Annotated in this window: 1 protein-coding gene; it reads right to left on the bottom strand. The window is 40.4% G+C overall.

Annotated features, from left to right (window positions below; all coding sequences use genetic code 11):
• Positions 1 to 56 precede the first annotated feature (56 nt).
• Positions 57 to 1201, bottom strand: a protein-coding gene (locus DW677_RS18030; RefSeq protein ID WP_117567941.1) for an IS3 family transposase whose coding sequence is annotated in 2 segments (ribosomal slippage) — positions 57 to 964 and positions 964 to 1201 — 1146 coding nt in all. Because the reading frame shifts where the segments join, the coding sequence is not laid out codon by codon here.
• Positions 1202 to 1278 lie beyond the last annotated feature (77 nt).

Raw genomic sequence — 1278 nt, 5'->3', positions numbered from 1 at the left:
TGTTGTGGTCAAGCTTTTTTGTAACACTTGTGGCTAAAAAAATAGTGCTTATCAATTTATGCTGCCGTCCTTGCTTCATATGGGGTTCGATAACCATTATAACTGTGTGGACGAACATGATTATAATCAACGTATGCAAATTCTTCTACCTTTTGATAGAGTGTTTCCTCTGTTGTAAACTCATACAAATTTGTGCATTCATTCTTCAAGGTATTGAAATAACGCTCCATCGGTGCATTGTCGTACGGATATCCTGCTTTGCTCATGCTCTGTGTCACATTTACCGATTCGCAGAATTCGGTAAATGCTTTGGACGTATACTGTGAGCCCTGGTCAGAATGTAAGATAAGACCATCTTTGATTGTTGGCTGCGATTCCAGCGCTTTTCGGAGCGTCCGGATCGCAAGATCACTGGTAATGTTACGATCTGTTATGCTGGCAATCACACTCCGGTCATGCAAATCTATAATAGTGCAGTTATAGCGTACTTCATGATTTGCAAGGAACAGATAAGTGAAATCCGTGCACCATTTTCGATTGATTTCATCTGCTGTGAAATTTTGCTTCAGCTTATTATCGAATACTTTATGCGGGTTTCCATGCTCATATCCTGGTTTTTTGGGACGGACAACCGAACGGAGACCAAGCTCTGTGTTCATATATTTATGAACGGTGGTATTACTGTAAGAATAACCTTTACGCTTCAGATAGACTTTCATACTCCGATAGCCGTCAACTCCATTGTGCGAATGATATATTTCCTGAATCTGTGCTTGGACTTCGGCTTTAAGGGTATAATAATCCGCCTTCCGGTGTTTCCGGTAGTTGTAATAAGCATTTGGGCATATACCCAGCCGTCCAAGCAGCCAGCGAATGCCAAATTCATTATGATATTGTTCGATGAATCGATAAGCCTCTAATCGATTTCCTTTGCAAAGAATGCCGCCGCTTTTTTTAAGAAAAGATTCTCCTTACGAAGTTCTTCGTTTTCTCTTTTGAGTCTGAGCATCTCCTTCATGTTGTCATAATCTTCTTTGGCTTCCGGGCTTGACTGGCATTCTTTACTAAACTCGCTACACCACTTAGAAATGCTGGCTTTCGATACCCCATACTCAGCGGTGATGCTTTTGTAGGTACGACCTTCCTCTTCATGAAGACGTACTATTTTTTTCTTAAATTCGGGTGTGTAACTTTGTGGCATGATAATTACCTCTTTTCTCTATTGGATTTATTATATCTTATTAGCCACTACTGTTACAACGTTAGTATAGCACTTCA

The organism is Clostridium sp. AM25-23AC (assembly GCF_003435125.1).
GTDB classification, from domain to species: domain Bacteria; phylum Bacillota; class Clostridia; order Lachnospirales; family Lachnospiraceae; genus Pilosibacter; species Pilosibacter fragilis.
This window is presented reverse-complemented; position numbering and strand designations above follow the sequence as displayed.